The 24,214-nt window shown below is 36.5% G+C and carries 20 protein-coding genes; 3 read left to right on the forward strand and 17 right to left on the reverse strand.

Annotation, left to right across the window (positions count from 1 at the left end):
* Window positions 1-428: 428 nt before the first annotated feature.
* The 4 genes from K7I92_RS01000 to K7I92_RS01015 are packed head-to-tail and all read right to left on the reverse strand — an operon-like array spanning window position 429 to window position 3,632.
* Window positions 429-1,391, reverse strand: a complete 963-nt coding sequence (locus K7I92_RS01000) for a Gfo/Idh/MocA family protein (protein WP_220281694.1) — start codon at window positions 1,389-1,391, stop codon at window positions 429-431.
* Window positions 1,391-1,894, reverse strand: coding sequence for a pantetheine-phosphate adenylyltransferase (coaD, locus tag K7I92_RS01005; protein ID WP_220281695.1), 504 nt, complete (start codon window positions 1,892-1,894; stop codon window positions 1,391-1,393). Before coaD ends, K7I92_RS01000 begins: the two co-directional genes overlap by 1 nt.
* Window positions 1,891-2,439 carry a 16S rRNA (guanine(966)-N(2))-methyltransferase RsmD gene (gene rsmD, locus K7I92_RS01010; RefSeq protein WP_220281697.1) on the reverse strand — a complete coding sequence of 183 codons (549 nt, stop codon included), beginning with the start codon at window positions 2,437-2,439 and terminating at the stop codon, window positions 1,891-1,893. The genes coaD and rsmD overlap by 4 nt, the downstream gene beginning before the upstream one ends.
* Entirely contained in the window at window positions 2,436-3,632 is a 1,197-nt protein-coding gene (locus K7I92_RS01015; RefSeq protein WP_220281699.1) for an FtsW/RodA/SpoVE family cell cycle protein, read from the reverse strand. Before K7I92_RS01015 ends, rsmD begins: the two co-directional genes overlap by 4 nt.
* Before the next feature lie 82 nt (window positions 3,633-3,714).
* Between K7I92_RS01015 and def the strand changes: the two genes are divergently transcribed.
* Entirely contained in the window at window positions 3,715-4,281 is a 567-nt protein-coding gene (gene def / locus K7I92_RS01020; RefSeq protein ID WP_220281701.1) for a peptide deformylase, read from the forward strand.
* A gap of 15 nt (window positions 4,282-4,296) precedes the next feature.
* The gene (rnjA, locus tag K7I92_RS01025; protein ID WP_203245509.1) at window positions 4,297-6,129 is read left to right on the forward strand and encodes a ribonuclease J1; all 1,833 of its coding nucleotides are present in this window, start codon (window positions 4,297-4,299) and stop codon (window positions 6,127-6,129) included.
* Between the two features lie 247 nt (window positions 6,130-6,376).
* Here rnjA and K7I92_RS01030 read toward each other — a convergent pair whose 3' ends face one another.
* Genes K7I92_RS01030 through K7I92_RS01040 form a run of 3 tightly spaced genes read right to left on the reverse strand, consistent with a single transcriptional unit; the run spans window position 6,377 to window position 9,249 of the window.
* The gene (locus K7I92_RS01030) at window positions 6,377-8,812 is read right to left on the reverse strand and encodes a ferrous iron transporter B (RefSeq protein ID WP_220281703.1); all 2,436 of its coding nucleotides are present in this window, start codon (window positions 8,810-8,812) and stop codon (window positions 6,377-6,379) included.
* Window positions 8,809-9,030 (reverse strand): ferrous iron transport protein A, encoded by a 222-nt coding sequence (locus K7I92_RS01035; RefSeq protein WP_203245507.1) that lies wholly within the window; start codon window positions 9,028-9,030, stop codon window positions 8,809-8,811. Before K7I92_RS01035 ends, K7I92_RS01030 begins: the two co-directional genes overlap by 4 nt.
* Window positions 9,031-9,039: 9 nt before the next feature.
* Window positions 9,040-9,249, reverse strand: coding sequence for a FeoA family protein (locus K7I92_RS01040; RefSeq protein WP_220281704.1), 210 nt, complete (start codon window positions 9,247-9,249; stop codon window positions 9,040-9,042).
* 148 nt (window positions 9,250-9,397) lie between these two features.
* Between K7I92_RS01040 and K7I92_RS01045 the strand changes: the two genes are divergently transcribed.
* Window positions 9,398-10,282 (forward strand): DegV family protein, encoded by an 885-nt coding sequence (locus K7I92_RS01045; RefSeq protein WP_220281706.1) that lies wholly within the window; start codon window positions 9,398-9,400, stop codon window positions 10,280-10,282.
* Between the two features lie 12 nt (window positions 10,283-10,294).
* Here the strand turns inward: K7I92_RS01045 and K7I92_RS01050 are convergent, their stop codons facing one another.
* From K7I92_RS01050 to K7I92_RS01095, 10 genes are all read right to left on the reverse strand, one after another.
* A complete protein-coding gene (locus K7I92_RS01050; protein ID WP_220281707.1) occupies window positions 10,295-12,025 on the reverse strand; it encodes a glycerophosphodiester phosphodiesterase in 1,731 nt (576 codons plus the stop codon).
* 152 nt (window positions 12,026-12,177) lie between these two features.
* Window positions 12,178-14,079: a glycoside hydrolase family 13 protein gene (locus K7I92_RS01055; protein ID WP_220281709.1), complete on the reverse strand. Its 1,902-nt coding sequence runs from the start codon at window positions 14,077-14,079 to the stop codon at window positions 12,178-12,180.
* 5 nt (window positions 14,080-14,084) lie between these two features.
* Window positions 14,085-15,626 (reverse strand): glycogen synthase GlgA, encoded by a 1,542-nt coding sequence (glgA, locus tag K7I92_RS01060; RefSeq protein ID WP_255594266.1) that lies wholly within the window; start codon window positions 15,624-15,626, stop codon window positions 14,085-14,087.
* A gap of 5 nt (window positions 15,627-15,631) precedes the next feature.
* Window positions 15,632-16,726, reverse strand: coding sequence for a glucose-1-phosphate adenylyltransferase subunit GlgD (gene glgD / locus K7I92_RS01065; protein ID WP_203245503.1), 1,095 nt, complete (start codon window positions 16,724-16,726; stop codon window positions 15,632-15,634).
* 11 nt (window positions 16,727-16,737) lie between these two features.
* Complete coding sequence (locus tag K7I92_RS01070) at window positions 16,738-17,871, reverse strand: glucose-1-phosphate adenylyltransferase (RefSeq protein WP_203245502.1); 1,134 nt, start codon at window positions 17,869-17,871, stop codon at window positions 16,738-16,740.
* Window positions 17,872-17,896: 25 nt separating this feature from the next.
* A complete protein-coding gene (locus K7I92_RS01075; RefSeq protein WP_220281710.1) occupies window positions 17,897-20,293 on the reverse strand; it encodes a glycogen/starch/alpha-glucan phosphorylase in 2,397 nt (798 codons plus the stop codon).
* Between the two features lie 20 nt (window positions 20,294-20,313).
* On the reverse strand, window positions 20,314-22,224 hold the full coding sequence (gene glgB / locus K7I92_RS01080) for a 1,4-alpha-glucan branching protein GlgB (RefSeq protein ID WP_220281711.1): 1,911 nt from the start codon (window positions 22,222-22,224) through the stop codon (window positions 20,314-20,316).
* A 272-nt stretch (window positions 22,225-22,496) separates the two neighbouring features.
* On the reverse strand, window positions 22,497-22,706 hold the full coding sequence (locus K7I92_RS01085; protein ID WP_220281712.1) for a circular bacteriocin, circularin A/uberolysin family: 210 nt from the start codon (window positions 22,704-22,706) through the stop codon (window positions 22,497-22,499).
* A gap of 11 nt (window positions 22,707-22,717) precedes the next feature.
* Entirely contained in the window at window positions 22,718-22,915 is a 198-nt protein-coding gene (locus K7I92_RS01090; RefSeq protein ID WP_220281713.1) for a hypothetical protein, read from the reverse strand.
* Window positions 22,916-22,922: 7 nt separating this feature from the next.
* Window positions 22,923-23,999: a hypothetical protein gene (locus K7I92_RS01095; RefSeq protein ID WP_220281714.1), complete on the reverse strand. Its 1,077-nt coding sequence runs from the start codon at window positions 23,997-23,999 to the stop codon at window positions 22,923-22,925.
* Window positions 24,000-24,214: the final 215 nt, after the last annotated feature.

The raw sequence follows: 24,214 nt of genomic DNA on the forward strand, positions 1-24,214 counted from the left end.
TTCTAAAGCTCATAACTCATCTGATTTGTAATTATAATTATATACTACCAAATAGAAAGCTAAAGATTCCAAGAGCCACACTCTTGTGAAATTAGTTTCCCCAAGTAACCAACATTGTATACCTTTCCCTTTATGTGAATATTTTACCATATTACTGGATATTATAAAAGCATTTACGAGGTCTAAGATTAATTTCTTTCATTTTTGCCTTAAAAGAAGTGGTGGATATTCTATTAGATACCTTTAGAATGCTAAGTGGATATGTACTTTCTAAATATTTTTTCATCAGACATGAGTGACCTTTGGAAGAACAAAAATGAGACCAAGAGATAGATTTCTTCTAATCGCATTTTTCAATCTTTTCTCATTTATTTTAAAATTCACTCACGATTCCCCACAAACAAAAACAGACCTCCTTAGAAATCTGTTTACATACGATAAACGGAAGCATCTGGATCGGCTGTGAAAGCATCCTTCACCCTGTCTAATTCATGAGCAATTTGTTGGCTGACTAACCATGGCATACAAGCTTCTTCCCTTAGACCTAGGGCATAAGCTTTTTCAAAAGCTCTTATCTCAGCACTTAAATCATTACCCTCATAAAGGTATTCAAAGACCTTTTCTTCTTTGCCTTTTTTTAAAATGAAATGATTAGGGCGATGGAAATTCGGTATTTCAAGCATTCCTTCATTTCCTTTAAGAATAGCGAAACGAGTGGATGGTTTTTCAAGACTGAGTTCCATTTGAAAGGAAACACCACTCCTTTCAAATATAGCTAACACGTCCACATCCACCTCTTCTTTAAAGCAAGCATCCACTTTCTTTAAGGGAATATTGGTCCCCAATAAATCCACCAAATAATTCAAGACATAACAACCCACATCCAAAAGCACTCCACCTTGAATGGCATCACTTAGATAAGATTTTTTAAAGAAAGAGGTCTCTACTTGTGAACAAAAAGAGACTTGTATGGATTGTAGTTCACCAATAATACCTTGTTTTAAGGCTTTCTTTAATTCTTGATAAGCCGGAAAATAACGAGTTTTCATAGCTTCCATGAGCAAGACATTCTTTTCCTTTGCCTTTAGAATTAGGGATTGCACTTCCCATTCATTTAAAGCCATTGGTTTTTCAATAAGAACGGCTTTCCCTTCATCCATTGCCTCTAAAGCATATTTATAATGAAACCCATGTGGTAAAGCAATATACACCGCATCCACATCACTTTTTATCAGTTCACCATAACTATCATAGACAACAGGAATGGAAAACTCTTTTTGCAAAGATAACGATTTTTCTTTGCTTTGACCAGCTATCGCTACAACTTCATTGACCTTTGCTTTAAGAAAACACTTAGCAATATTCCCTGAGCCTAAAATCCCCCACTTCATCAAAGCTCCTCAACTGGAATATAGAGTTCATCCATCACTTCTTGAATAATCGGGGAAGGAATAAAGCCATAAAGCTTTCCGCCATTCATTGCAATTTCTTTACAAACGGAAGAACTTAAGAAAGAATAGGCTGGTCGAGCAATAAAGAATAATGTTTCAACTTCATCATCCAAGCTTAAATTAGCCGTGGCTTGTTGCAACTCATATTCATAATCCGAAACTGCACGAATACCACGAATAATCGCTCCACAACCTAAACGCCTTGCGTAATTCACCGTTAAACCATAGCCAATTTCTACCCGAACATTTACGGGATGACCTATATCCGCTAAACTCTTTTCAATCATTTCTTTTCGTTTTTCAACACTAAAGGTACATTTCTTACGAGGATTATCCATAATGAGTACCACGAGTTCTTCAAACATCTTACTCGCTCTTTCAATAATGTCTAAATGACCATTCGTAATTGGATCAAAAGTTCCTGGATAACAAGCTTTCATCATTTCTCCTTTCGATAAAACAAGAGTTGACTAACTCCATATTCTTTCTTTTTCCATAATTTCATTTTGCCTATTGTTTCAGCATAAGCATCGTTTCGATCTGCCTCTACCACGATGACACCATCTAAGTTTAATAAGTCTTTTTCTATCAATAATTGAATGACCTGTTCATTTTCTTGCTTGGCATAAGGAGGATCCATATACACCAAATCAAAGCTTTGACCTTTTAAAACATCTAAGGCCCGTTGCACTGACATTTTCAATAAGCTTGTTTTTTCTTGCAAAGATAATGAGACAATATTGGCTTGAATAATTTTTTGCGCATGACGGTCTTTTTCGACAAATACAACCCTTTTAGCTCCTCTTGATAAAGCTTCTAAGCCATTCGCTCCACTTCCGGCATACAAATCCAAAAAAGAAGATTCCGGAACATTGTTCATTATGATAGAAAAAACCGCTTCTCTTACTTTGTCTAACGTTGGTCTGGTTTTCATTCCTTTGGGTGCTTCAATTGGTCTTGAACGAAATTCTCCAGCGATAATTCTCATTGGATTTCTCCTCTATTTACTTGTGAAATAATCGCTTGTGAAATACCAATACAGGTCATAAATGACCATGTACTTGAACCACCTGCGGAAATCATCAATAAAGGAACACCCGTCAAAGGAATTAATCCCGTAGCTCCACCAATATTAAAGACCATATGAACCAATAGATACATCGCTGTACCCACTAAAATCATCTTTCCCGCTTCACTCTTCATACGTATTGCATAGCGGAATAGTTGCAATAGAATAGCCCCATATAATAGCATTAAAAAGCCAAAGCCGATCATCCCGATTTCCTCAACCACAACAGCTAGAATAAAATCAGTATTAACAGCTGGAAAGTCGGTGTATTTACGAATCGATTGACCAATCCCTCTACCCTTTAAACCGCCGGTCGCAAAGGAAACCAAACCATTGATAATCTGATAACCAACCCCATAGGTATCATGGAAGGGATTAAACATAGCTGTAAAACGAGCTTTCTTATATCCCGTTATAACCGAAGAAATGATTCTTTCCCCAAAGCCCGTATACAACAAACCATATCCTGCCACAATACCTAACCAAAACGATATCTTAAAGAAGCGTTGCACTGCTTTTAACTGCGGATGTTTTGGAATCAAGAGAATAACGGAAAAAATGATAAAGATAATCAAAGCCGATCCTAGGTCATTCTCTAGTAATGCCACAATCAAGCAAATCGCTAACACATAGCCAAATGGTCTTAATAACATTTCAAAGGTACTATGGTATCTTTTTCGATTATCTCCTAAAAAGCGAGCCATGATTAAAATCGTTACAATCTTTGCGAATTCCGATGGTTGAAGTGTCACAGGACCCAGACGAATCCAAGCTTTCGCTCCACCCGCCGCACTAAAAGCTAAAGGTACAAACAATAATACTATCGTTGTTATAATCAGTGTGTTGAACGCTTTTGTTTTCAAAAAAGAAAGGCGAAAGTGATTGCCCATAAAACACATAGAAATATAACCAACCATTAAAAACACAATCTGTTTACCGGCAATACCAATTAACTTTTTATTATTACCATTTACCAAGCCCATAGAAGCTGATACAATCGCAATCAAGCCAAAAATCATCAAACCAATCACGCAAAGATGAATGATAAAATCCACCGTTTTTGGAACACGATAAAAATATGGCAACATTCTTCTTTTCTTTTTCATACTCATGTTATAATAGTAGCACGAAAAGAATTACGTTTATTTAATAAAATAAATTAAATGCTACAATGGAATTGAGGTAAAGGTTTTTATGTTGATTAATAATGATACCATCGTCAAAGATAATGATCCTATCATCCGAACGAAATCAAAAAAAGTGAAACTTCCTTTAAGTGAGAAAGATGCTTCTTTATTGCGTGATATGTTGCAATATGTCAAAGATTCAACGGATAAAGAAAAAGCGAAAAAATACAATTTAAGACCGGCGGTTGGCATTAGTGCTATTCAAGTGGGTGTCCCGAAACGTATGATGGCAGTTGTTGTCGATGATGTCGATAAAAATGGTGAGCTTGTGCATTATGAATATATGTTAGTCAACGCTAAGATTGTTAGCGAGAGTGCTCAACCGGCCTATTTAAGTTCTGGAGAAGGTTGCCTATCCGTTGTTAATGATCATCCGGGTTATGTGGTTCGTAAAGCAAGAGTAACGGTAGAAGCCTATGATTTAGCTAGTGATAAGATGATTTCCATTCGTGCAAGAGGCTATTTAGCGATTGTTTTACAACATGAATTGGATCACTTTGATGGTCGTTTATTCTACGATCGTATTGACAAGAAAAATCCTATGAAAAAAGTTGATGGCGCATTAGTCATCTAGAAAGTTAATTAATTTATGTCCGAAACAAAAATGAGATATCCAAGAAGAATAAATACTTATAAAAAAGTAATTCAAAATGAAGACTATTCAAAATCGATCCGTCATGAAACAGATACGATGGTTTATGCGATGGGCGGTTTAGGTGCCATCGGTATGAACATGTATTGTGTGGAACATAACGATGAAATTATTATTATTGACTGTGGCGTTTTATTCCCTCAAAGCGAATTATTAGGTGTGGATTATGTCATCCCTGATTTCTCTTATTTAGTGAAAAACCAATATAAAATTAAGGCTATGGTCATTACTCATGGTCATGAAGATCACATTGGCGGTATTCCTTTCTTCTTAAAAACCATTCGTCTAAAAGAAATCTACGCTCCTCGTTTTGCAAAGCGTTTGATTGAAAAGAAACTAGCAGAACACCGTTTAACTAGAGCTTGTAAAATTATTGAAATTGATTCTGATTCTTCCATCAATACAAAATATTTCAATATTGGTTTTTTTGATACAGTGCACTCTATTCCGGACTCTTTGGGTGTTTTAATCAATACTCCAAATGGTCGTATTGTTGAAACCGGAGACTTTAAATTTGATTACTCCCCTGTTGGCAAACCGTCTGATTTTCAAAAGATGGCTTACATTGGTCAAATTGGTGTGGATTTATTGTTATCGGATTCCACCAATTCCTCGGTACCTGGTTCTTCTATTTCAGAAAGAATGGTCGCTAAAGCTATCCTTTCACAAATGAAGAAAACCCCTGGTCGTCTACTAGTGTCTACGTTTGCTTCAAATGTCTTGCGTGTCAATCAAATTCTGGAAGCGGCGGTTGCTTGTAATCGAAAGATTGCGGTCTTTGGTCGTTCTATGGAAAATGTGGTTGAAATTGGTCGTGAGTTAGGGGTTATTAACATTCCTAAATCAAGTTTTATTTCCGGCAATGAATTGAATACTTTACCGGCTAATCGTATTTGTATTGTATGTACCGGCTCACAAGGTGAACCAATGGCCGCTTTAAGTCGTATTGCGAATGGCTCTCATCGTTTCATTAAGATTCTTCCCGGGGATACTGTCTTATTCTCTTCTTCACCAATTCCCGGCAATGGTCAATCGGTTGGCGAGGTTATCAACCAATTAACCAAAGTTGGTGCTAACGTTGTCACCAATTCACCTTTGACTTCTTTTCATACCACCGGTCATGCTCCGGTTGAGGAACAAAAGTTAATGTTGAATTTGATTAAACCAAAGTGGTTTATGCCAAATCATGGTGAATATAAGATGCTTGTAGAACATTGCCGTACCGCTGTTTTAACCGGTGTTCCTGAAGACCATTGTTTCATTTGTACCAATGGAGATGTGGTTGTTTTAAGAAATCATGAAGCCTTTATTGCCAATGAAAAGGTTCATACCGATGCAATCTATGTGGATGGAAATGATATTTCTGGATTGAGTACTTCCGTTATTAAGGATCGCCAAATTCTAGCTGAGAATGGCTTGGTATCGGTAATTGTGACCATTGACTCTCGTTACAACAAGATTCTATGTCGCCCAAGTATTGTTTCGCGTGGCTTTGTCTACATCAAAGATTCGCACACTTTATTAAAGGAAGCCGAGTTAGTGGTTTATGAAGCCCTTAAAAAGACCATGCAAAATCGAACCACCTTTGGTGAAATCAAATCTTGCATTAAGTCTTCTTTAGAGCCCTTCTTATTCCAAAAAACCAAACGAACACCAATCATCATTCCGGTTATCTTAAATCAAAAAGAAGCGATGAAAGAAGTTCAAGAAAAGATGAAACAACGTAATACAAAGCGTCTTGTTCATAGAAAAGTAGTAGCTGGCAAATGATTGCCGGCTACTACTTTTATGTTACCGAAAACTCCTAAATCGAAGTTTTTCTATTGTTAACAATCCAATAGCAGTAAATTCCCCAAAGACCCTCCATACTGCCTTATTCTTGTTTCATTTCATTTTCCTAAAATTAAAAGGATTAATTCCTATCAAAAATAGAAATCAATCCTTAATTAGAACCATTCAAGCACCTAACTAATAGTCATAAAGATAGTTCAACTATCATTTATTTTTAATTTAGGTTTTATTCAACAACTACGTGTTTCTTCATTGGCTTAAACAACTGATACAACATAGCTGCCGCAATTACTACGGCAACAATGAAACCTGCCATGTTCATCTTCCCTTGAATAGCTAAACCAAATTGGTAAATCATCAAGGCTACTACATAGGCAAAACCACATTGATAAGCAATCGCAAACCAAGTCCAACCAACGTCATTCATTTCACGACGAATCGCTCCGATAGCCGCGAAACATGGGGCACATAATAAGTTGAACACTAAGAAACAGTAACCCGCTAAGGCTGAACCAAAGAAAGCCGCATTCATGGATTGGTAAATCTGCCAACCATTTTCACTGACTTCCCCTGCTCCATAAAGCACACCCATTGTGGATACAACGTTTTCTTTCGCAATCAAACCGGTCACTGTCGCAACAGCGGCGCGCCAATCGCCAAAGCCAAGTGGTGCAAAGATAAACTTCACAGCATTGCCAAACATAGCCAATAGAGAATCCGCTTCTTCGACCATCGCAAATCCTTGGGCTGTATAGCCAACATGAGATGTTAGCCAAATGAAGACGGAAGCTAGGAAGATAATTGTTCCTGCCTTCTTAACAAAAGAAAAACCACGTTCCCACATTGAATGAAGAATATAAGATGGTGTTGGCCAATGATAAGCAGGTAATTCCATTACAAATGGTGCCGGATCACCTGCGAAGCGTTTTGTCTTTTTAAGCATGATACCTGACACAACAATCGCTGCAATACCTAAGAAATAAGAACTTGTTGCAACTAAACCGGATTCCTTAAAGAAAGCACCTGAAATCAAAGCAATAACCGGCAACTTCGCCGAGCATGGCATAAAGGAAGTTGTCATAACTGTCATACGACGATCACGATCACTTTCAATTGTACGCGAAGCCATAATACCTGGAACCGAGCATCCTGTTCCAACTAACATCGGAATAAAACTCTTACCGGATAAACCAAATCTTCTAAATAGGCGGTCCAGCACGAAAGCGATACGCGCCATATATCCACAACCTTCTAAGAAAGCAAGGAAGAAGAATAATGTTAACATCTGTGGTAAGAAACCGAGAACTGAACCAACACCAGCTAAGATACCATCTAAGACTAAGCCTTGTACCCATTCTGATGTATGAATACTCTTTAAGAAATCCCCTAAAATAACCGGTAACCCAACTTGATATGGACCAAAGTCATGGGCATCCGGTTCTTCTTCAGCTGCGTATTTTTCATAAGTCTTGAAGTCAACAGCACGTGTTTCAACCACTTTACCAGATTCATCATGCACTTCTGTCGAAACAGTGAATTTTTCAAGCGCTTTTTGGTCAAGAACTTTAACTTCCTCACCCTCTTTTTTCATCAAACCTTTTTCAATAGCCTCATTTTCAAAAGCTTCTTTCGCCTCTGAATCCATACTGAAGTTAGCACTAGCTTCATCAAATTCAGCACGACCTTTGCCTAACCAGAACCAACCATCACCGAATAAGCCATCGTTTACCCAGTCTGTTGCTTTTGTACCAAATGTTTGAATCGAACAGAAGTAAACAATAAACATAATCAAGGCAAAGATTGGTAAACCTAACCAGCGGTTGGTAACAACCGTATCAATCTTATCAGAAATACTCTTTTCTTCTGAATTATTCTTCTTATAGATACCGGATAATAACTTAGTAATATCGTTATAACGTTCATTGGTGATAATAGATTCACTATCATCTCCCAATTCAGCTTCCAGCTTTTCAATCTCAGTCAATATTTCTTGCTTTTGTTCAGCACTGAAATCAATTGTTTCTAAAACTTTTTCATCTTTTTCAAATAACTTAATCGCATACCAACGTTTTTGTTCCGATGGAATTGAAACCAATTGTTCTTCTAAAGAGGTTAAAAAATTTTCGACTTTATCCGTGAAACGATGAATGGTTGGTAATTCCTTCTTCTTAACTGCTTCTAATACAACTTCCATCGCTTCCGGAACATTAGTTCCCTTTAAAGCTGAAATTGGTACTACCGGGCAACCCAATTGTGCTTGTAGAGAAGCTAGGTCAATCTTATCGCCTTGCTTATCAACCAAATCCATCATATTCACAGCCACAACCACCGGTAAACCAAGTTCCATTAATTGCGAAGTTAAATATAGATTGCGTTCAAGATTTGTTCCATCAATGATATTTAAAATAGCCGATGGTTTTTCCTTCACTAAGTAATTACGTGAAACAACTTCTTCCAATGTATAAGGCGATAAAGAATAAATACCAGGTAAGTCTTCAATAATCACATCATGGTGTTTCTTAAGCTTGCCTTCTTTCTTTTCTACCGTAACTCCCGGCCAGTTACCAATCGTCTGGTTCGCTCCTGTCAACAAATTAAAAAGAGTGGTCTTTCCACTGTTTGGGTTTCCGGCAAGAGCAATCACAACTTTATTTTTACTCATACTTCCACCTCAATCATTTCTGCATCCTTTTTACGAATGGATAATTCATACCCACGCACTGTCAATTCAATGGGGTCTCCCAATGGAGCAACCTTACGAACTGTAACCGCTGTTCCTTTCGTAATGCCCATGTCCATGATACGACGACGCACAGCGCCTTGTCCATGAAGTTTCTTGATGACAACCTTTTCGCCAACCGCTACTTCCTTTAACGTCATTCTATCCTCCTATATCAAAATCTTCGCTGCCATAGAGGCACCCAAAGCAACCCGTGTTTCCTTCACTTTAACAATGAGATTTCCACTGTTCTTCGATATAATTTGAACATTAGTGCCCTGGGTAAATCCTAAATCCTGAAGGTGTTTTCGTGTATGAGCGTCACCACCAATTTTTTTGATTGTGTATATTTGGGCAATATCACCAAAAATTAATGGCATAATCTACATCCTCCTCAGGTTAGTCAGATCTAACAATAGTTAGTCTATACTTACCATCTTTTCTTGTCAATGAAACATTCTGGATGGAGAAAATTTGTTTCTTGCAAAATGAACATGCTAGAATAATAAGAAAGAATCGAGGTTATCTATGAAAGAATTTATGATTGCTACAACTTCAACAGCTGACCTACCTATCGAATATCTAAAAGAACACCAGATTCCATTTATCTCTTATTCATATACACTAAATGATCAAGTTTATGTGGATGATTGTAGTGAAGAGTCGAAAAGTCGTTTATTTAAAGCCATGCGTTCTGGTATACAGCCAAACACATCACAAATTTCTGAATATGCTTATGAAGAATTCTTCCGTGATTTAGCGAAACAAGGAAAAGATATTCTTTTTATGGATATGACAAGGGCTTTATCGAAGTCCATTCATAATGCTGAAAAAGCGATTGAAACAGTCTCCCTTGAATTTCCTAATATTCGCATTCAAATGGTTGAAAGCTATTCCGTCACTTCCGGTTTAGCACTATTGCTTAAATACTTAGTTCATTTAAAAGAAACCGGTTCTTCCTATGAAGAATGTGTGCAATGGGCAAAGGAACACGCTTTAGAATATGTGCATCATTTTATGGTTGAAGACTTAAAGTGGTTAAGAAAAGGGGGGCGCTTATCCAACGCTTCCGCCATAGTTGGCTCATTACTATCCATTAAACCGCTTATTTATTTAGATAAGTTCGGCTCCTTAGTTTCCATGCGCACGGTACGTGGTAGAAAGCGTTGCTTAAAGGAGTTATTAGAATGGGTAGGACAAGACTTTAGCGAAGAAACTTACCAAGAAGAATTGGCTCTCATTCATGCCGATTGTTTAGAAGATGTGCAAAAATTACGTGAAGAATTATTAACCATGTATCCAAGATTAAAACCGGAATTAGTGATTATTATGAGCCTTGGTCCAACCATTGCCAGTCATGTTGGCCCTGATTTTGTTGGTGTTGCTTATAGAGGAAAGAAAAGAGAAGCTTAAAAACTTCTCTTTTTAACTTTTCACTTCCATTAACTGAAGTGCCTTTTTGTAATAATTTTGTTCCATCATTTCTTTAATAATGGTAGAAAGAGTGGAAATATCATCGGTTAAAATACCATCTACCCCCTTGAATAATAATTCTTTCATTTGTTTTTCTTTGTTGATGGTCCAAACAAAAATTTGTTTCTTTTGTTTCTTAGCGGATAGAGCAAACAAATAGTTATAACTAAATTCTTCAACCACATAAAAATCCACAGGATAATCCTCTAAAGATCCTAATTGGAAAGGAATGATATAACCGGTTTGAATGGATGGTATTTCCTTTTTCGCTTCCATTAAAGCAACAAGATTTAATGAAATCAAACGATTTTTTTCTAATGGTTTCAAGGCTTGATATTGCTTGATGAAAGCCTGCATGTACTCATGTACCTTATTTTTCTCTGGCTTTAATTCCAAAAATAAAGCTTGATTTAAGGCATTTGATGTTTCGATGTATTCTTTTAAACTTGGAATACGACTAGTTTGTCCAGCCTCATTGCGAATGGTTAATCTCTGAAGCTGCTCTAATGTTAATTCCGATACTTTTTGATTTAAATTTGCCATGCGCTTTAGTGTTCGATCATGAAAGACCACAAATTGCTTATCCTTGGTCATTAACACATCCATTTCCACAAAGTCAGCTCCCTTTTTACTAGCAGATATTAAAGCCTCTAAACTATTCTCAACATAGCTGGCACTATCGCCTCGATGAGAAATTTTTAAAGCTGTCGGTTGATCTTCTAATAAAAATAATTGAATACACCCTGTCACAAATAAAGAAATAATCCCCGCCACGACTACCCATAAACGAATATTTTGATAAAGTGGTCTCATCTTTCGTTCCGCTGATTTTTCATGGATTTGAACCATCAACATAATTAAAACAAACTTCAAACCCATGTCTACCGCATAATGAGCACCTGTCAAAATAGAAAAGAATAAACTTTCTTTCACTAAAGAAGTTCCCATTGGATCCCATTTGCTAAAAAGAATGGCACAAGAAGCCGAAATCGCAATCAACACAATCGCCGCAACAATAAAATATAAAATAATATAGGCCATATGAAGCAGTGTTTTCCCTTTTGTTTTATGCCATGAATCCACAAGTGATTGTTTCACACCTCTTTTAGTCAAGCTAAACAAAGGTATAAAATACAATAATCTTAAATTGATATAAGCAACTAATACCAAAAGACCACCATAGCCTAACATACCCACTTTACTTTTCATGAATTCATTACCAATGAAATCAGGAATTTTCCATTTTGCCAGAATACTAGAATTCAAACCCAAATTTGCTAAAGGTATCATTAGTGCCAAATATAACAGAAAAAGAAAGATTTCCGGGCTACATAGTTGTTTGCATTTAGACCAAATTCTTTCTCTAAAGAAGGTTTTTAATTGATCCCAATGCAGCTCATCCACCACTGAATAAAGTAATAAAGAAAACTCTGAAAAGATAATGGCACAAGCCACTAGTGCAAAAAACAAGATAGCGATAACCATCACCGGTTGTTTCACAATATGCAATAGATTTTCTTTATTTAAAACATAATAGCCGGAATGGCGAATGATTTGGCGAAAGAAATAGGTCAAAACATTTTTTAGAAAAAGTGTGTAAACCGGATATAAAGCAATACTCATACTTAAAAAACGAAAGAAAGCTTTCATCCATGTATTTGTGTCCGCTAACCATTTTTTCATAGGACTACTATACCATTTTTACCTTAAAACATAAAAACTCATCACTACAAGGAAGGATAAGTCTTCGATTTATCGTTCCCATTTTCAGAGTCTTTTTAACAACAATATGAAAATCCTTTGATTAGTGAAAATTTAAATAATTTTAAAACTTTTTATTCATCATTTGAAAAAGAAATCAACCTTGCTTGCATTGACCATAACTGTCCCTTCAGCTTATTATTTTCACAGATGAAGCTATCTCCATTTAATAAATCCACCCCATGCAAAGACTTAGCCTCAATTTCAAAAGAATGGGTTTGATAAGAACTACGATTCACCAAAAAAACAAACTTCGTTTTCCTATTCTCACGATAATAGCCAAAAACATCTTCATTCACACTAAAACAAGATAAGCAACCATCTTGAAAAACATCGAAACAATGCCTTAAGGAAATCGCATTTCGATACATCGTTAACACATCTTGGTCTTCATGACCCCAAGGATAACTAGCCCGATTATAAGGATCTTCAAAGCCTTCTAAGCCAGCTTCATCTCCATAATAAATAGATGGCACACCGGGCAAGGTCATTTGCAGTAATAACATCAACCAAATTCGTGACTTAGCTACTTGTCTTTGCTCATAAGAAAGGCGATAATGACCTTTTTCCGTTTCACTTAAATTCATTGTTGCACAGCCAAGCCTTGTCATAGAGCGAACCGAATCATGTGAACTCATCATATTCAGATTAGCTTGTAAAGCCTCTAAAGGATAATTTTCTTGAATAGAGGTAATGATTTCACATAAGTCATAAGCACTTATCTGATTTAAAAGAAAATTTTGAATGCCATCTCGCCATGGATAATTCATCACTCCATCCAACTCATCACCTAAAAGATAATGCCTTAACTCTCCATAACTAATCTTATTCGATGCATCTTCCCAAACTTCACCAATCAAAAGACCATCATCATCGGCTTCTTTAACAGCCTTCTTAATTTCCACTAAGAAATCTTCTTTCAATTCATCCGCTACATCTAAGCGCCAACCTTTAGCACCTTCATTTAACCATTTACGAATGATACTATCTTTATTTCGACAAATAAACTGTCGATAGGCTTCATTATCCTGATGAACGGCCGGTAAATCATCGACACCCCACCAAGAACCATACGTACCATCCTTTTTAAATTGAAACCAATCCCGATACTTTGATTTCTCTGATTGATAAGCACCCACTTCTGCATAATTTCCATAACGATTAAAATATAAAGAATCACAACCGGTATGATTAAATACACCATCTAAAATGATTGAAATACCATATTTCTTCGCTTCTTTGATAAGCGAAGAAAAAGCCTTATCGCCCCCAAGCATTTCATCCACATGACGATAATCCCCTGTATCGTAACGATGATTACTAGCTGCTTCAAAAATAGGATTTAGGTAAAGTACTTGAATACCCAATTCCTTTAGATAAGGAAGCTTTTCTTGAATACCAGAAAGCGTTCCACCATAAAAACTCCAATTCTTAATACGCCCCTGTTCATCTTTGTCGTAGGAAGGAAGCTCATCCCAATCCTTTACTAAATAACGTCCCGGACCTTTTCTTTGCTTACTTAAAGCCTTGTTGCTTAACTCTTGCCAATCCTTACCACGATAAAAACAATCGGGAAAAATTTGGTAGACAACCGCTTTTTTATACCAATCCGGGACTGGATGAGGCTGATAAACCGTTAATTGAAAAGATGGTGGTTCATGCGTATAAATCTGACCAATGCCCCCTCGATACCCTTGCTTTGCTCCATAATAGAGAATAGAATTGTCTTCTAATGTTAATTGAAAGCAATACCAAACAATTGCCTTTTCTGGACAGGGAAAAAGTAGATGAAATCCATTCTCATCTACTTCCATTGGAATCAATCGTTCACCCTGACCATCTACCCAGGTTCTTAATTCACATTTTTTGACGGTGATATCTTTCACCCTTAAAGTTAGTTTCAATTGACTTCCCACTGGTATTGCCCCAAAAGGATCACGAAACTCTAATTGACGTGTGTTATGCAATATTTCCATAAATGTTATTTTCGCTTCTTCAATACAATCTTCTTCTTTGGTCTCTCAACCTTTTTTTCTTTTACAACTTTCTTCTTTACTTCTTCTACTCGGCTTAATTCAGGACACAAACCATAATATATATCAGCATATCGCTTCGCTGATGAGCGCCAAGAATGGTCTTTTTCCATTGCCTGCTTCATAAGCTTTATCCATTCTTCTTTATGATTGTAGTACACATCCACCGCATTTAGGATAGTTCCAAACATTTCTTCTGCATTGAAATTCGCAAAGCTAAAACCATCGCCATCGCCGGTAAATTGATTGTAAGGAACAACCGAATCTTTTAATCCCCCGGTTTCACGAACAATAGGTAAAGTTCCATAAGCCTGAGCAATCATCTGGGTTAGACCACATGGTTCAAATAAAGATGGCAAAAGCATCATATCTGCCCCCGCATAAGCATGATGAGCCAATCCTTCATCAAAACGAATTTGAGCTGAAATTTTACCATTAGATTCTAACGCATAATACTTTAATGTATCCTCATAATCCTTATCCCCTGTGCCCAGAACCAATAATTGAATATCATGTTTCATAAATTCTGATAATTTATTCACCACCAAATCCAAGCCTTTTTGTCTTGTTAAGCGCGAAATAATAGCGACTAACGGTTTATCCGCATTCACTTCTAAGCCCACTTCTTCTTGAAGAGCCTTCTTACATTCCGCCTTAGCCCTCAGGTCTTTTTCATCATAATTCTTTACCAACCAAAAATCCTTTTTTGGATTATAAACCGATGTATCAATACCATTTAAAATACCATGCAAAATCGAATTTCTTCTTTGAAAAATAGCTTCTAAATGTTCCCCATATTCCATGGATTGAATTTCATTAGCATAGCTTGGACTAACCGTTGTTAAAACATCACTATACGATAAAGCCCCTTTCATAAAGTTAATCGAATCTTTATCACTGCGTAATTGACTAGCCGCGGCCGGAATATCCGCTAAGCCAAGCACATCACCTAAAACATAATCTGACATTTGTCCTTGGAATTTTAAATTATGAACAGTAAAGACAGTCTTAATACGATCATACTTTTCAACTCCACGATAAAATTCTCTTAAAAACACCGGCGATAAAGCGGTATGCCAATCATTACAATGAAGCACATCCGGCTCAAAATCTAAATATTGAATGGCTTCAACAACCGCCTTTGCAAAGAAAGCAATACGTTCGCCATCATCAAAATAACCATAAACACCATCACGTTTAAAGTAATATTCATTATCGACAAAGTACCAAGTTAGTCCTTTATACTTTAATTCTTCAATGCCACAATATTGTTGACGCCAGCCTAGTGGCACTTGAAATTCACAAATATGATTCATCTTCTCCACATACTCACTTGGAATAGCAGAAACCTTTGGTAAAATCACACGCACATCACAATTGTTCTCTTTTAAAGCCAATGGTAATGATCCGGCCACATCACCTAAACCGCCAATCTGTAAGAAGGGAGTCGCTTCATACGACGCAAACAAAACACGCACATCTCTTTTCATCGTTTTTAATCTCCTTTTTTAGCTAATACCAATAAATTCTTAGCTGTTCCCTTTAAAACACTATCTTTTGTTACGACATTACGTCGATCAAGAATAGCATACTCTATACTCGCACCCTCTTCAATCACACACGACTGTAGAATAATAGAATTACGAATGACAGCCCCTTTGCCAACTCGTACATTTCTAAATAAAACTGAATTTTCAACCGTTCCCTCAATCACACAGCCGGCTGGTATTAAAGAATTTGAAACTTCCGCATCCTCACTATAACGTGTTGAAGCACGATCACGATCCTTGGTCATAATTGGATTTTCCTTTGAAAATAATTCATGACGAATATCATTCTTCAATAAGTCCATCGTTGCTTGATAGTAGTCGCTAATGGAGGAAATCGAATGTACATAGCCATTAAAGCAATAGCCTTCTATCCGCAAATTCTTAACATTGTTACTCAAGAAATTTAGTAAATCCATATAATCCACATGAGCATACCAATCGAGAACTTTTAAAAGTAGCTTACGACTCATGACAACCGTTGGTATTAACATAGCATCGCCCTTTTCAGCATTACGATCCAAATCCACAATACGGTTCTTCTTAAATTCAATCTTTGTAGATCCCGGCATATTCTTAGAGGCCAGCTTGTACAACAAAGTAACATCCGCCCCTGATTCATTATGCTGGTTAATCATTCCTTGATAATTCATGTTGTAAATCACATCACTGGAAGTGATTAACACAAATTCCGCTTGAGAACGTTTCAAATAGGCTAGATTTCTACGAATATCTCGAAGAACCAAACGAGATTGGTTATTATTAGGTCCATACGCCACTCCAGGCAATATAAATAAACCACCATTACGCTTCGTTAAATTCCAATATTCACCTGAACTAATATGGTCTAATAATGAACGATAGGAATAAGGAGTAATAATACCCACGCTGTTAATACCGGAATTCGTCATATTTGATAAAGTAAAGTCTATCAAACGATAGCGTGAACCATAGGGTAAAGCGGACACTGTGCGATCTTTGGTTAAATCTTCCAATTCGGGTGTACTAAAATTCGCTGAAATAATGCCAATTACGTTATCCATTCCTTTTCCTCCTATTCAATAACTTGAGCATCACCTATAACCGTGATGCGACCTTTCTCAGCCCCAAGGCTAGCCCCTTTTTTCACAACTGAATTTTCTCCCATAATACTACGGGTTACAATAGCGTTTTCCTCAACACGAGCACCCGGTAAAAGAATTGAATCCGTTACCTCAGCTCCTTGCCCAATGTAACAATCGCTACTTAAAATACAATGATGCACCTTACCGAAGATTTCTGTTCCATTACCAATAATACAATTGTGCATATCCGCATCCTTAGAAATATAATGAGCAGGATTGACTTCCTCATTACTGTAAATTGGAAAAGATCGATCGTATAAGTCTAGCTCCGGATGCTTACTTAAAAGATTCATGCTTGTATGGTAATAGCTGGGGATAGTACCGACATCTTTCCAGAAACCGGAGAATTCATACGCAAACAAGCGTCCTTTATTCTTAAGTAAGGTTGGAATGATATTCTTACCAAAATCATGTTCAGAATCTTCTTTTTCATGATCTTCAATTAAAGCTTTTTCTAGGCAATCGGCATTAAAAATATAAATTCCCATGGAAGCTAAATTTGATTCGGGATGTTCTGGTTTTTCCATAAACTTAGTAATACGACCACTCTTATTTGTGGACATAATTCCAAAACGAGAAGCTTCTTCCAGTGGGACAGACTTCACCGCAATGGTTAAATCCGCTTCACTATGAATGTGAAAATCCAGCATCTTTTGGTAATCCATACGATATAAATGATCACCCGATAAAATCACAACATACTTTGGATGATATAAGCGAATATATTCCAAGTTTTGATAAATCGCATCGGCTGTTCCTTCGTACCAAGAACCGCCACTTTCTGTCGCATAAGGAGGTAAAATCGAAACACCGCCATCTTTTGAATCTAAGCCCCAAGCACTTCCACTACCAATATAGCTATTTAATACATAAGGACGATACTGAGTCAAAACACCAACCGTATTAATATTGGAATTCGCACAATTGGATAAAGAAAAATCAATAATTCTAAACTTTCCTCCAAAAGATACAGCCGGTTTTGCGGTTGCTTTTGTTAAAGCTTCTAAACGACTACCTTGACCTCCCGCCAGCAGCATCGCAATACAATCTTTTCCTCTTTTCATAGTCCCCTCCTAATTATTTTATTGATTAAAGTTCCCAGATTTCCTTAACGTATTCCTCAATAGTACGGTCACTTGAGAAATACCCTGAGTAAGCGGTGTTATGAATGGACATCTTCCACCAAGTCTTCTTATCGTCATACACCCGAATTAACTCTTCAAACGCATTCACATAACTTTCAAAATCTTTTAATACAAAGAAGCTATCGTTATCCCTTAGTAAGCTATCGTAGATTAAATCAAAGCCGCCCGATAAATGACTATACGTACCATCAATTAATTGATCTAATACCTTCTTAATGCGATTATTTTCATGGTATAACGTCCAAGCTAAATAGCCGCCTTGACTCTTCATCGTCTCAATTTCATCTGCTTTTAAGCCGAAAATCTTGATATTATCCGGACCAACCAATTGGGAAATTTCCACATTGGCACCATCCAAAGTCCCTAATGTGATTGCCCCATTCATCATGAATTTCATATTCCCGGTTCCCGAAGCTTCCATACCGGCAGTTGAGATTTGTTCGGAAATTTCAGCGGCTGGATAAATCAATTGTGCATTAGAAACCGAGAAATTTGGAATGAAGACAAGCTTCATCATACGATTGACACGATCATCACGATTGATGACATCCGCTATTGAACAAATCAAACGAATCACATCCTTCGCAAAGGCATAACCTTGAGCCGCTTTTCCTGCAAAGATAAATGTGACAGGATGAATATGGAAATTAGGATCTGCCAATAAACGATTATACAAATCCATAATCTTTAACACATTCAATAATTGACGCTTATAAGCATGGAACCGTTTCACTTGAACATCAAAGATAGAATTTGGATGAACATCAATACCGGTTGTTTTCTTGATGTATTTCGCTAAACGAAGCTTATTTTCTTTTTTACTAGCTTCTACCTTTTCTAAGAAAGAAGCTTTTCCTTCATAATCCTTTAATTTTTCTAATTCTTCTGGATGATGAATCCAAGTATTTCCAATCGTTTCGGATAACAACTTTTGGTAACTGGGGTTAGCTTGGGCAAAGAAACGACGGTGACTGATACCATTGGTTTTATTGTTAAACTTCTCCGGTGTTAAGCTATAGAAATCTTTAAGGACAATCTTCTTTAAAATTTCTGTATGCAAGTCCGCCACTCCATTCACATGATGAGAAACAATCACTGAAAGATTAGCCATATGCACTTGACCATCCCATAAGATAGCGGTGTTCTTAAGCTGTTCTTGCCATCCGGGCACATTCTTATCAAGACTATCGCGATAGCGTCGATCGATTTCTTCAATGATATCATACAAGCGTGGCAATAGATTTCTAAACATATCAATTGGCCACTTCTCTAAGGCTTCTGGTAAGATAGTATGATTAGTATAAGAAATACTTTCTGTAGCAATCTTCCAAGACAAATCCCAACCTAAGTCTTCTTGATCCATTAAAACACGCATTAATTCCGGTGCACTAACAGCCGGATGGGTATCGTTGGTATGAATCGCTACTTTTTGACTAAAGAGTTCCCAATGATTGCCATATTGTTTCTTAAAGCTATTTACAATATCCTGAATACCTGCCGCTGTAAACATATATTCCTGTTTTAAGCGTAAAACCCGACCTGATAAAGAATGGTCATTTGGATAAAGAATATCGGTAATAGCTTGTACATCCGCACGATGCTTGTTCGCTTTCGCATAATCACCACGGTTGAAAGCATCCATATCAAAGCCTTCTTCCATTGGTTTAGCTGACCACATGCGCAATGTATTCACTTGTTTACCATCATAACCAACAATCGGAATATCATAAGGAACTGCTAAGATGGTTTCTTCTGGTAGCCATTGATAATGCATTTCACTACCGTCATAGTTCTTTTCAACTCGACCGCCAAACTTCACCGGAACCGCCGCCTCTAGGTGTTTGACTTCCCAAGGATAGTCTTTCTCTAACCAGTTATCCGGGTCTTCGACCTGTTGACCATTTTCAATTCTCTGCTTGAAAAGACCAAAGCGATATCGGATACCAACGCCTTCTGCTTCATAACCTAAGGCGGCTAAAGAATCCATGAAACAAGCAGCCAATCTTCCTAAACCACCATTTCCTAATCCCGGATCCTTTTCAATCTCAAAATACTCCTCTAGGGATTCTCCCATATCCGCTAAGCCTTCAGAAACAACCTTGGTTAAACCTAAGTTCATTAAATAATTTTCTAAAAGTTTACCGATTAGAAACTCCATGGAAAAATAATAGATTTTCTTATGACTAATCTTTTGTGTATGCATTTCACTGACTTGGCTAGAAACTAACTTTGCTAGCGCAAAGTATCTTTCCTCGGTGGAACAATCTTCAAAATCCTTACCAATAATCACCAAGCACGCATTCTCAAATTCTTTCTTAAATTCTTTTTTTGTTCTAAACATAAATCCCCTTTTTAACTTATTTACTTCTTTGCAATTTTTTCTTTCACTTCTTTTGGCCCTACTCTTTCAAAGACCATACCACCAATTGGTGGTGTCTTCACACAAATGGAATAGGGTTGACCATGCATGGCAAGCTTTTCTGCCTTATAATAGCCTTCATTGATACGACCACTACCCCCATATTCCTTTGCGTCGGTATTAAAGACTTCTTTATACCAAGCTTTCTTTGGAACACCAATGCGAAATTCATCATAAACTTCCGGCACAAAATTGATGAGGATAATTTGTTCATCCTTATTCTGCTTGCCTTTGCGACGATAGATAATCGTTGATTGATCTTTATTATCGGCATCCGACCACGCAAAGCCTTCCCAAGAATAATTCTTTTGCCAAAGAGCTTTTGACGATAAGAAGAAATGATTTAAATCACGATTGAAATCTTGTAAGTGTCGATGTGTATCGTATTCCAATAGAAACCACTCCAGTCCTTCGTATTCCCGCCATTCAATAAATTGCGCAAATTCATTCCCCATGAAATTATGCTTGGCACCAGGATGTGTTATTTGATAGAAGGCTAAAGCACGCATTCCCGCAAATTGACGCCACCAATCCCCCGGCATGCGACCAATCAAGGAACATTTACCATGTACCACTTCATCATGGCTTAAGGCCAAGACAAAGTTCTCATTGAAGTTGTACATCATGGAAAAAGTTAGTAAATGATGATTTCCGGGACGATATGGAAAGTCTGTTTGCATATAGTGCAAAGTATCGTGCATCCACCCCATATCCCATTTATAATGGAAACCAAGACCGTTGTCTTTTGGCGGATAGGTCACCAAAGGCCAAGCCGTGCTTTCTTCTGCTATCATCATGACATCCGGCATTTTTTTACCAATGACTGCGTTTAAGTTTTGAATAAATTGAATGGATTCAAAATCTTCTTCCGTTCCTTTTTCATTAAATTTCTTTAACTTTGGATTATCAATACCAAAATTCAAATAAAGCATGCTTGTAACACCATCTACTCGCAATCCATCCACATGAAACTCCTTTAACCAGAACATCGCATTGGATAATAAGAAACTTCTCACTTCTCCTTTTGAAAAATCGAATTTTAGCGTTCCCCATTGTGCGTGTTTTTCTTTTTCGTAGAGTTTTGTACCATCGAACATTGCTAAACCATGGCTATCTTGACAGAAGTGACCGGGCACCCAATCCAAAATCACACCAATACCTGCCTGATGGCAAGCATCAATGAAACCCATAAAATCGCATGGATTACCAAAACGACTTGTTGGTGCATAATAACCTGTAATCTGATAACCCCAAGAACCATCGTATGGATATTCCATCACAGGCATTAATTCCAAATGGGTATAACCCATTTCTTTAACATAGGGAATTAAAGTCTTCTTTAATTGTTCATAGCTATAATACGAGCCATCTTCATTTCGCTTCCAAGAACCAAGTTGTACTTCATAGATATTTAAAGCCTGTTCCATGTGATTGGTCTTATGGCGTTTCGTCAACCATTTTTTATCTTTCCAATGATACTTAGATAAATCAAACAAACGAGAAGCGGTTTCTGGTGGTTGTTGAGCATAATTCGCATAAGGATCAGCCTTATAGAATAATTCACCACCCTCACTTTCAATCACATATTTATAGCATTGCCCTTCTTTCACATCGGCTATAAATAAAGAAAAGATTCCCTGACTTGCGTCGCATTTCATTGGATAATGAAAAGCTTGCCAATCACAGAAATCCCCAGTCACATATACAGCTTTGGCGTGGGGTGCCCACACCGAAAAAACATAGCCTTGTTTATCATTCTTTATTGCCGGTTGGGCTCCAAAACGCAGATAGGCTTCTTGCCAAGTTCCTTCTTTAAATAAATATTGTTCTGATTGAGTCAAATACTTACCCATAGATGATCACCCCAAATTCATTCTTTTGTATAAAGCGAAACCAATTTACACATTCATCATACCAAATTTTTAGGTCTAAAAACCGTTTTCTTGGTATATTCATAAGCTTTTTCCAAGTAAAAAAGTAAGCACTTTCATTTCCAAATAAAAAAGTCTACCGTAGTAAACTGGGAGTTTGACAGTTAAAAGATAAAGAAATCGTGGTAGGCATTGATATGTACCCGGAATCCTGGACACATATCATTTTGGTTTAATTTTTGGGAATCGGTACATCACGCAGCGACACCTTTTTCTGCAACAATTTTCTTAACTGTAGCTACTAAAGTAGACCATCCCACTGTCAAAATAGCATCCACTCCTCCAGACAGCAAAGTAGTGATTGCCAAAATGATAGTGACTACTGTTGAAGCCCCTAATATTATGCTAACGATTGTCGTTGCTACTGTAGTAGTAACTCCCAAAGTTCCTGCTATCTTAAACATACCTATACCTCCTATTCTTTGTTTTTATGAAAATGAGTGTAATTGGAAATAGCTCCATTCAACAAGACACTCTCTTCTATTTCGTCACTAAAAAACTTTACAAACAATTCTAAAGAATCATCATCGACCAGCCAGAATGGTTTTTCGGGAAAGATAATTAGATTTTTCTTATCCCTTTTAAACAAACAATACCTAGTTTTGATTTTCATCGATCTGTTAAACCTCCTTAAAACGATATCCAAAACTTTTTATAATAGATAATATTTTTTCTTCGATTAAAGAATTTCCGATATATTCAACCCAATAATTAGATAATGGTTTAGAATCTTTGACAATCTCTTTAGAAACTAATTTATCACAAAAAGAATTTTGTCCAATAAGCAAAATTGGTTTTCCACAAAATAGTCTCAAGATTAATGATATTCTATAATTACTATATTTATTAGCAATTGATTCTTTTATTGAATTTGCGTGACCAGTTATAGAGTAATTTTTATCACCTATTTCTCTTATCATACCATCGCTCAAAGCATCGGTAAGAAATTTATCAAAATCATATCCAAAATTCATACATATTTTTTTAATATAATTTCTATGAACTGTGTTCCCGCCCCATTCTACTGATTTTACACATTCATTAAATAGTTCTTGATAAACAGGTAAGTATTTTTCTAATGTAATTGAAAAATAGCAACCTCTGAAGTTTATCCAAGCTTTATAATCGTTATATAGCTTCCTATAATTGCCGTATTTAATAATGTTATCTACTAGACTATCTGGATTAAAATCATAATCGTTAATATTAATGTTTTTAATTATAGCAATCAATCTATTAATTAATTCTATTGTTTGAAATTCACTGTTGACCTTTTTTCTATAACGTTGCTTAGTTTTGTTTCTTGACCACGAGTTATTGATTAGCGATGATCTTATGTAATCAGACATTATGTCGACATCGTTGATAATAAATTCTACATACTCATTTAATAAATTAATTGTTATAGGTATCTCAAAGAATTGTTCTTCATTTTCATTTAGTAAAATATTTATATCTGTAAAGCCTTTATCAGAAAGCTTGCAATCTCCACCTGAAATGACTGAATATGCTGAATAAAGCATTCCTTCAACCTCGTCCTTAACATAGTTAAGACTAATTTTATTCCTTTCAGAAATGGATTTAATAGTTTCAGCATTAATATTATTATTATTTTTACACATATCATAAATATCTTTATATATGGCAACTCTTGTTGTATTAATATTATGTAAAACATTGTGACAAATATAATACATTAAATCCTTACCTCTGCTATAAACTAACTCATACCATATAATCTTGATTCGTAAAATTGAATATCTCTATAATTAATTTTAAACCCAAATTACTATCTATTCAATAAGTAGATATTAATTAATCGGAAGTTTGACAGTTAAAAGATAAAGAAATCGTGGTAGGCATTGTGAAATGAACCCCAAAAGTTGGACAAACCAATAAAGGAGGTTCACTT

Source organism: Bulleidia sp. zg-1013 (assembly GCF_019798045.1).
GTDB lineage: Bacteria > Bacillota_I > Bacilli_A > Erysipelotrichales > Erysipelotrichaceae > Bulleidia.